8 protein-coding genes are annotated in these 8,943 nt (G+C 64.4%); 4 read left to right on the top strand and 4 right to left on the bottom strand.

Going from position 1 to position 8,943, the window contains the following annotated elements:
- Positions 1-98: 98 nt before the first annotated feature.
- From AC07SU_RS30650 to AC07SU_RS30635, 4 genes are read right to left on the bottom strand one after another with little or no spacing between them, the layout of a single operon-like run.
- A complete protein-coding gene (locus AC07SU_RS30650) occupies positions 99-1,652 on the bottom strand; it encodes an ABC transporter substrate-binding protein (protein ID WP_494999239.1) in 1,554 nt (517 codons plus the stop codon).
- 4 nt (positions 1,653-1,656) lie between these two features.
- On the bottom strand, positions 1,657-2,862 hold the full coding sequence (locus AC07SU_RS30645) for an LLM class flavin-dependent oxidoreductase (RefSeq protein ID WP_494999238.1): 1,206 nt from the start codon (positions 2,860-2,862) through the stop codon (positions 1,657-1,659).
- A gap of 12 nt (positions 2,863-2,874) precedes the next feature.
- Positions 2,875-4,101: a lipase family protein gene (locus AC07SU_RS30640; RefSeq protein WP_494999237.1), complete on the bottom strand. Its 1,227-nt coding sequence runs from the start codon at positions 4,099-4,101 to the stop codon at positions 2,875-2,877.
- Positions 4,102-4,116: 15 nt separating this feature from the next.
- Entirely contained in the window at positions 4,117-5,184 is a 1,068-nt protein-coding gene (locus AC07SU_RS30635) for an ABC transporter substrate-binding protein (RefSeq protein WP_176999447.1), read from the bottom strand.
- Positions 5,185-5,586: 402 nt separating this feature from the next.
- Here AC07SU_RS30635 and AC07SU_RS30630 point away from each other — a divergent pair, with 402 nt between their 5' ends.
- From AC07SU_RS30630 to AC07SU_RS30615, 4 genes are all read left to right on the top strand, one after another.
- Positions 5,587-6,663, top strand: a complete 1,077-nt coding sequence (locus AC07SU_RS30630; protein WP_494999236.1) for a sigma-54 interaction domain-containing protein — start codon at positions 5,587-5,589, stop codon at positions 6,661-6,663.
- A 42-nt stretch (positions 6,664-6,705) separates the two neighbouring features.
- A complete protein-coding gene (locus AC07SU_RS30625) occupies positions 6,706-7,323 on the top strand; it encodes an LbetaH domain-containing protein (RefSeq protein WP_494999235.1) in 618 nt (205 codons plus the stop codon).
- Positions 7,324-7,415: 92 nt separating this feature from the next.
- Positions 7,416-7,934, top strand: a complete 519-nt coding sequence (locus tag AC07SU_RS30620; RefSeq protein ID WP_176999444.1) for a sigma-70 family RNA polymerase sigma factor — start codon at positions 7,416-7,418, stop codon at positions 7,932-7,934.
- Positions 7,931-8,857 (top strand): FecR domain-containing protein, encoded by a 927-nt coding sequence (locus AC07SU_RS30615; RefSeq protein ID WP_494999234.1) that lies wholly within the window; start codon positions 7,931-7,933, stop codon positions 8,855-8,857. Before AC07SU_RS30620 ends, AC07SU_RS30615 begins: the two co-directional genes overlap by 4 nt.
- Positions 8,858-8,943: the final 86 nt, after the last annotated feature.

The raw sequence follows: 8,943 nt of genomic DNA, 5'->3' as shown, positions 1-8,943 counted from the left end.
CCCCCCCCCCCCCCCCCCCCCCCCCCCCCCCCCCCCCCCCCCCCCCCCCCCCCCCCCCCCCCCCCCCCCCCCCCCGTGCTCCTACAGGGCGTGGGAGGTCAGGCGGTGTCTTTGAGCCAGAGCTTTTCGAAGCGCCAGGTGCTGAACAGCGACTCCTCGGCACTGGCACCGCCGACGCGTGTGGACACGCTGTCGAGCAGGTCGGCGTAGCCCCAGATCAACATGCCGCCGCGCTCGTACTGGATCTGCTGCACCTGATGCACCAGGGCCTTGCGTTTCTCCAGGTCGGGTTGGGCCATGGCGGCGAGGAACAGCTCGCTGAACTGCGGGTCGTTGAAGTGGGTCTTGTTCGACACCGCAAACGGCGCGTCGGTATGAATCGCGCTGGCCAAAAACGGCGCGCCAATGCTGCCGCCGGTACTCAGGGTCCAGTCGTTCTTCAGCGGGCCCTGGAAGGTGGCGAGGTCCACTTGCTTGACCTTGAGGGTCACGCCGATGCGCTTGGCCTGCTCAGCCAATACCAGCGCCGAACTCAAGCCCGGCCCCGGTGTGGTGACCAACTCGACTTCGAGGTTTTCCTGGCCGGCCTCCTTGAGCAATTGCGCGGCGCGTTGCGGGTCATGGGGGCGCGGGCCGAGGCTGTGGTTGAACGTCGGGTCGCTGGGCGCATACAAGTCGTTGGCCACGCGGCCCTGGCCGTTGAGGGCGCGGCGTACCAGCTCTTCGCGGTCGGCCAGCAGGCGAAACGCCTCTCGCACCCGTGGGTCGTTGAACGGCGGCTTGTCGAGGTTCATGTCGAAGGACAGCCAATTGCCGGTCACCGACTTGATCACCTGAAGGCGCGGGTCCTTTTGCAGGATCGGCAGTTGCTCGGTGGGCATCACATTGGCCATGTCGATTTGCCCGGCGCGCAAGGCGGCGAGGCGGGCGACTTGGTCCTTGAAGTCGATGATCTCCAGCTCATCGGCGTAGGGCTTACCGTCCTTGTAGTAGTTTTCAAAGCGCGTGAACAGCGAGCGCTGCCCCGGGGTGAAACTCTTGAGCTTGTAGGGGCCGGCGCCCACCGGGTTGGTCACCGGGTGGTAATCCACCGGCACGATGCCGCCAAAGTTGACCCAGGTTTCTGCCAGCGGCATGTAGCTGCGCCCCTCGCGAAAGCCCAGGCGCACGGTGCGGTTGTCGAGCTTGACCAGGTTGTCGCGGTCGACCCAATGCAGCAGCGCGGCATACGGCGACGCCAGTTGCGGGTCGGTGAGGCGGCGGATCGAAAAGATCAGGTCGTCGGCGTCGATGGTCTTGCCGTTGTGGAATTCCAGGCCCGGACGCAAGCGCAAGGTCCAGGCACTGGCGTCGGCATTTGGCTCGGCGAATTCGGCCAGGGCCAGGCGCGGTTGCATCTGCTCGTCCCATTCCCACAGCTTGCTGTACAGCGCAAAGCCGCGAACGATACCGCTGCCCACTGGCTTGTGCGCATCCAGATTGCCGCTCTGGTTGCCGTCGAGAATGCCCAGGCGCAGGCGCCCGCCATAGCGCGGCTGGTCGCTGCCGGCGATGGCGGTGGGCGCGTCACTTGGGCCGCAACCGGCCAGCAGCAGGCCGCCGACGGTTGCGCTGTAGCCGAGAAAGTCTCGGCGGCTCAGCAGTAAGGTCATGGCATCAGGCTCCGCCGTTGGCCGAGTGCAGCTCGCGTAGGGGCTCGGCGCTGCGGCTCAGCTCGGCGCGCTCGCTGCGAAAGTGCGGCAGGATGTGCTCGCCGAGGCGATAGGCTTCTTCGAGGTGCGGGTAGCCGGCGAGGAAAAACAGGTCGATGCCGATGCCGTTGTACTCGCGGATCCGCGCCACCACGTTTTCATAGCTGCCCACCAACGCGCAGCCCGGTGGTATGCCGATATAGCCAAAGCCGGTCCACACGTTGGGGTGGATGAAGAAGTCATCAAAGCCTTGGGTTTCGTTCTTCTCGGCAAAGCCATGTTCGTAGCTGAGTTTGCGCGCAGTGCGCAGCCCGGCGTGGGCGGCCACGGCCTTGACCGCGCCACGGGCGATGCCTTCGTCGAAGAAGCGCTTGGCTTCGGTGCGCGCCAGCTCTTCGGTCTCGCGGGTGATCACATCGATCGACAGGCCAAAGCGAATGTCGGTGCGCCCCCATTTCAATGCGCGCTGGCGCAGGTCGGCGATCAGCGCGGCGATTTCGTCCGGGTGCTCGGCGCGCATCAGGTAGAAGTCGGCGTGCTTGGCCGCAAACTCCCGCGCAGCTACCGAAGAGCCCGCGGTGCAGATCAGCGGCAGTTGCGCCTTTTTCAGCGGCCCGCGCAGGCCTCCGCCGTCGGCTTTGTAGAACGTGCCGTCGTAGTGGAAGGTTTCGTTGTGCCAATAGCCCTTGACCACGTCCATGAACTCGGTGGCGCGCGCGTAGCGTTCATCGTGGTCGCTGTAGTCGCCGACCTGGCGCTGGATCGCGTCCGAACCGCCGTTGATGATGTTCCACACCAGGCGGTTGCCGGTGGCGCGTTGGTAAGTGGCGGCCTGCTGCACCGCCACCCACGGGGTGTAGTGGTAGGGCTGGAACGCGGTGACAAATTGCAGGGTGCGGGTCTCGCGGGCGAGCAGCGAGCAGACCGTCCAGGGTTCTTCGCCGGTGGGCGCGTTGACCATCAGTGCGCCGCCAAATTTATTGATTTCCGCCGCCTTGGCAATCTGGCCCAGGTAGTCGATGTAGGTGAAGTGGTCGCCCACGCTGAACCCCGAGACCGCACCAGTGCTGTTGGCGCCGCCGCGATGCCAGTCACCGCGGTTGCGCGGGTCGCCGGGCAAAAACTGGGTTTCGCCGTGCAAGGGCAGGCGGGTGAAGAATTCGATGCTCATGAAGCCTCCTGCTTACTGGGCGGTCGGGGCGCAGATCGGGGTGATCGGCTGGTCGTTGATGACCTTGTGGGCGAACGGGATCGAGTCCTTGAGCGAGGCATTGACCGTGGCGCTGTGGCCCAGGCCTTTGTACAGGTGGCCCTCGACCACCGAGCCTGCGTTGCAGGCGTCTTGCATCAGCTTGGTTTGGGTGGCGGCGGCGGGGGTGGTGTCTTCGGCGCCGGTGCCGATGAAGATCGGCTTGGAGGTTTTCAGGGTCGGGTACGACACCTGCGCGAGCCACGGCGCGAGCTGTTTGCCTTTGTAGTCTTTCTTGGTGTTGGCAATGCTCAGGCCGAGGCCTTCCACGTCGCCTTCCAGGGCAAACAGGCAACTGGTACGGGCCTGTTCGAAGATCGGCAGGGCCTTGTCGGTGTAGAAGTCGGCGGGGTTGATGCTCGGGTCGTATTGCTGGGCGGCGAGCAAGGTGTAGAAGCCGTAGGCCAGGGTCGGATCGACCTTGTTGCGCACCTCTTCGCTGGGGTTCTTGGCGTAGTCGAGGGTGTAGATCACGCCGGTGCCGACGCTGCCTTTTACGCCCAGGTCCGGCGCATAGGTGGCCGCGTAAGCGGCAGCGGCAAAGGCACCGGCGCCACCCTGGGACTGGCCGACGATCAGCACTTTGTCTGCCAGGCCCGGTACGCCAGCGACCACAGCCTTGGCGGCATCCAGAATGCCGTAGGCGGCCATGCGGCTGTTCAGCAGCGGGTGGCCGCCGGGAACGCCGAGGCCCTGGTAGTCGGTGGCGACAATGGCGAAGCCTTCGGCCAGCCAGCGGTTGAGGTATTCCACATCGCGGTACGAACGGCCTTGCCACGACGGTGCGCACACGTCCGCCACGCCCACGGTGCCGTGGCCCCAGCTCACCACCGGCCAGCCACCTTTGGGCGGCGTGCCCTTGGGCAGGAACAGCGCGCCGGAGACCACCACTGGGGTCTTGTTATCGATGCCGTTGGTGGAGGTGTAGAGAATGCGCTGGGCACTGGCGGCATTGGCCAGGCTGATGGTCTTGTCCAGCGGCTCGCTGCGCAGCAGTTTACCGGGGGTGGCCGGGATGGCTTTTTCCCAGGTGTAGAACGCCGAGACACGGCCGTCGCCCTGCAGCGGGTCGGGCTTGGGCGCATACACGTCAGCAGCGAGTGCGCTCATGGACAGGCTCAGAACACTGAGGCCGAAGGCGAAGAAGTGCGGCAGTTTCATTCAGTCATTTCCCTATTACGGATTAGTGCTGACCTGGCCACGCAGGGCCGGCCAGTAGTCGGTGAGTTTCAGGTCGATCAGCGCCTGGTTGGTAAAACCGGTGGCCAATGACGGGCCGATGTCGTAGGTGTCGCGAATCAGATGGTTGGCCAGGGCATAGGCGGTGAGCGCCTGGTAGTGGGCCTTGAGCTGCGCATCGCTTTTCGGTGCCCAGCGTTCCTTCCAGGCCACCGGGTCGTTTTGATCGTCGCGGCGCAGCACGCTTTCGGCGGTGCCGGCACGGGAAGACAATTGGTAATAGGCGTCCTGGTTCTGCGGCTGGGAAATCCACCACGCCGCCTTCACCCAGGCGGTGGCGAGCAACTGGGTAATGTCCGGGTACTGCTTCACGAAGGCCTCGGTGCCCCACAGGTCGGAGACCAGGCGCCAGTCGTTGCTGCCTTGCTTGGTCGACCAGATGATCTTGCCGACGCCCTTGTCTTCCAGGGCATAGGCCTCGCTGAGCAGCACGGCGGCATCGACCTTGCCCGCCGACACGGCAGCGGCGCCAACCTGCGGGTTGAGGTTGGCGATCTTGAAGTCGTCGAGGGTCAGGCCTTTGCTCGCCAGGAAGTTGCTGAACGCGAACTCCCACGGCCGGCCACGGTGCAGGGCCAGGCGCTTGCCCTTGAGGTCTTCGATGGTCTTGGCGCTGGAGCCTTCGGGCACCACCAGGTAGATGTTGTTGCCGCTGCCACCGGGCACGATCAACTTGCCCGGCACGCCGCCGGCACCGGCGATCACCGAAGGCAGGTCACCGCGTACGGCGAAGTCCAGGCTGTTGTTGCTGAAGCCTTCGTTGATCTGCGGGCCGGCGCCGGCGTGGGGCAGGGCGATCCATTCCAGCTTCACCCCGCGTTCGCGCAGTTGCGCCTCCAGCCAACCGTCCTCGATCACCCGCCCGGCAATGCCGCCGAACACCGGTTTGCCGCCTTGGGTGTAGGCGACGATGGCGATTTTTACCGAGGTCGGTTCCGCGTGGACTGCGCTGAATGCCAGCACCCCGAACAGCACCGCGATGCTCTTGCGCCAAACGTTTTTCATGGGCGTTCTCCCTACCTGAATGAGCGATCCCCCGTAGGAGCCGGCTTGCCGGCGATGAGGCTCTTGAGCCTTGCGACGTCTGAACAGACGCCATCGCCGGCAAGCCGGCTCCTACAGGTGGAATCGTGTTGGGAGGGAGAGAGCAGATTGCATGCCAGGCGCTGTCACAATCGCTCTAGCCCGCGTGGGGCAAGGGTTTCAGCGATTCGTCCAGGGGGGCGCTGCACCCGTGCTGCTGATGAGCAAACACGCAAGTGCTGGCCGATTGCTGCTCCAGCAGCAGCGGGGTGTCGGGTTGTTGGTATATTCGATCAGGGAATATATAAATATTAATTTATAATTAAATGGTCTAGAAAAGTTCATGCACTATTGAGCACGCGCTTTTACTGCCAGGAATGCACCATGTCGCTGATCACCCATCCCAATGCCCGTGAATTGACCAAGTCGGTGCGTGCCACCGTGCTGGTCTTCAAGGACCCGCGCTCCCAGGAATTGCTGGCGCGCATCGAGCGCCTGGCCCCCAGCGAAGCCAACACCTTGATCATCGGCGAGACCGGCACTGGCAAGGAATTGGTCGCGCGGCACATCCACACCCTGAGCCGTCGTGGACGCGAACCGTTTGTGGCGGTCAACTGCGGTGCCTTCGCCGAAACCCTGGTGGAAAGTGAACTGTTCGGCCATGAAAAGGGCGCCTTCACCGGCGCCACCACCCACAAGGCCGGTTGGTTCGAAGCGGCGAATGGCGGCACCTTGTTTCTCGATGAAATCGGCGACTTGCCGCTGAACATGCAGGTCAAGTTACTGCGCGTGTTGCAGGAGCGCGAAGTGGTGCGCCTGGGCTCGCGCACACCGATCCCGATCAATGTGCGGCTGGTGGCCGCCACCAACGTCAACCTGGCCGATGCGGTGGTGGCCGGGCATTTTCGTGAAGACCTGTTCTACCGTTTGCACGTCGCAACCATCCGCCTGCCACCCTTGCGCGAACGCCCGGGCGACATCCTGCCCCTGGCTGAATTCTTCCTGGAGGAACACTGCCAGCGCCTGGGTTACAACCGCGCAAGCCTGAGTAGCGAGGCCGAGCGCAAGATGCTCGAACACAGTTGGCCGGGCAATATCCGCGAGCTGGAAAACGCGATCCACCACGCGCTGTTGGTGTGCCGTAACCAGTGGGTGCAGCCAGCGGATTTGCACCTGGTGGACATGCGCTCTTCCGGCATTCGCCAGGAGGAAGCCAGTCATGCAGTGCCTGCGTTGAGCGGCCCAGTGGATCTGGAAAGCGCATTGAATGCGTTGTTCGAACAGAACATCCCGGACCTGTACGAGCACATCGAAGAGACGATCTTTCGCGCGGCTTATCGCTACTGCCACGGCAACCAATTGCAGACGGGGCGGCTGCTCAATATCAGTCGCAACATCGTGCGCGCACGCCTGGAAAAAATCGGCGAGCTGGGCAAACCGGTATTACTCGACGGCCAGTAATGCTAGGTTTTCGAACTTCTCTCACCACTGGAGGGTTCGACGTTGATCCGACTGAGCGACTTTATCGCCGATTTTTCCACCTCTGCGCGGGCGCCGTGGGCAGACCTTGCGCCCTGGGCGCTGGTCACCCAGGCACCGACGATCGTGCGCCAACTGCTCGCCGAGCTGCCCGCTGACGACTACCACATCGACGGCGACGTGGCGGTTCACCGCACGGCCATCGTGGAGCCGGGTGCCTTGCTCAAGGGTCCGTTGATCATCGGCGCCGAGTGCTTTATCGCCAGTGGTTCGTTGCTGCGCGGCGCCTGCTGGCTGGACGCGCAGTGCATCATCGGCCCTGGCGCCGAACTGAAAACCTCCTTTGTCTTCCGTGGCAGCAAGCTGGCGCATTTCAACTTCGTCGGCGATTCGGTGCTGGGCCATGGCATCAACCTGGAAGCCGGGAGCATTGTTGCCAACTACCGCAATGAGCGCGCAGACAAGGAAGTGCTGGTGCGTGTCGACGGGCATTTGCAGCGTACGGGTTGCGACAAGTTTGGCGCGTTGCTCGGTGATCAATGCCGCATCGGTGCCAATGCGGTGTTGGCGCCCGGTGCCGTGCTGGCGCCTGGGCGTGTGGTGGGACGCGGGCAGGTGTTTGATGCAGAGGTGTCTGCATAAACGCAATGTTGAAAAGGGCATGGTGTGCCGACGCGTTATTAAATAGAATGAATCTCATTTGAGACTCACTCGCGCCGCGCAGGTCTGTTGCCATGAATGATGCTGTTGCCTCGACCCACGCCCCGGAACACACGCTGTCGAGCCTGTACCGCGACCATCGCAGCTGGCTGGAAAGCTGGTTGCGCCGCCGCCTGGGTAACGCCTGGGATGCAGCGGACCTGAGCCAGGATACGTTCCTGCGGGTGCTGGCCAGTGCTCAACCGGTCGCGCAGATGCAGGAGCCCCGGGCGTATCTCGTGACGGTCGGCAAGCGCCTGCTGGTGAATTTTCATCAACGGCGCAGTCTCGAGCAGGCTTACCTGAACGCTTTGGCGAACCTGCCTGAAGCGTGCGTGCCGTCGCCGGAACAACGCTGGCTGTTGCTGGAAACCCTGCAGGCCCTGGATGAGTTGCTCGACGGCTTGCCGACGCTGGTGCGCCGTGCATTTCTGTGGAGCCAGCTGGAAGGCTTGGGCTATCGCGAGATTGCCGAGCGGCTGGAGGTGTCCGAACGCACGGTAAAACGCTACATGGCCCAGGCCTACGAGCATTGCTTGCTGGTGGACCTGTGAACCGCGACGTCGCCCGCGCCGCTGCGCAATGGCTGGCGCTGCTGGAATCCGGCGCAGCCACCGAAGGCGATCACGCCAACTTGCAGCAGTGGCGCGACAGCCACCCTCAACACGAACAGACCTGGCAGAAAGCCCAGTCATTGCGCCAGCGTTTCAACGACTTGCCCCCGGCGCTGGCGATGGCCAGCCTCGACCGCCCGCAACCTGGGCGTCGCGCGGTGCTCAAGCGTGCGCTGGGCCTGGCGGCACTGGTGCCGACGGCCTGGCTGATCAGCCGCCAATTGCCCATCGAGACCTGGCGTGCCGACCTGCACACCGCCACCGGCGAGCGCAAGCGCCTGCCATTGGCGGACGGCGGCAGCTTGCAGCTCAATACCGCGACGGCGGTGGATGTGAACCTCGCGCAGCGCCGTATCACCCTCGTGGACGGTGAACTGGCGCTGACTGTACCCGGCGCGGCCGTGATGACGCTGCGCACGCGCTACGGCGAGTTGGAGGTGAGGGAGGCCGACATTTGCGTGCGGCAACTGGCTGCGGGTTGCCGGGTGTCGGTGCTCAAGGGCTCCGTGCAGGTGCGCGACTTGACTGGGCAAATGGCAACGTTGCAGGCGGGCCAGCAAGCGTCGCTGAAGGTCAGCGGACTGGGCGCGTGGACACCGTTTGACGTGTCGCAACTGGGCTGGCGTGACGGTGTGCTGACGGCGCAGAACCAAACGCTGGGTGACTTTCTGCGCGAGCTGGAGCGTTATCGTCCGGGCGTGTTGCGCTGGGACCCAAGCCTGGAAGCGCTACGAGTCACCGGCAGTTTTCGCCTGGATGACACTGATCGCATCCTCACCCTGTTGGCCTCAACCCTCGGCCTGGAAGTGCACGCACGCACCCGTTACTGGGTCACCCTGACCCCCCGCAAATCCCTGGCCTGACACAACCTCGTAGGAGCCCGGGGGGGGGGGGGGGGGGGGGGGGGGGGGGGGGGGGGGGGGGGGGGGGGGGGGGGGGGGGGGGGGGG

Source organism: Pseudomonas sp. GW821-FHT05H12, from assembly GCF_059419385.1.
The sequence above is the reverse complement of the archived record's forward strand: the minus strand, read 5'-3'. Positions and strand labels throughout refer to the sequence as shown.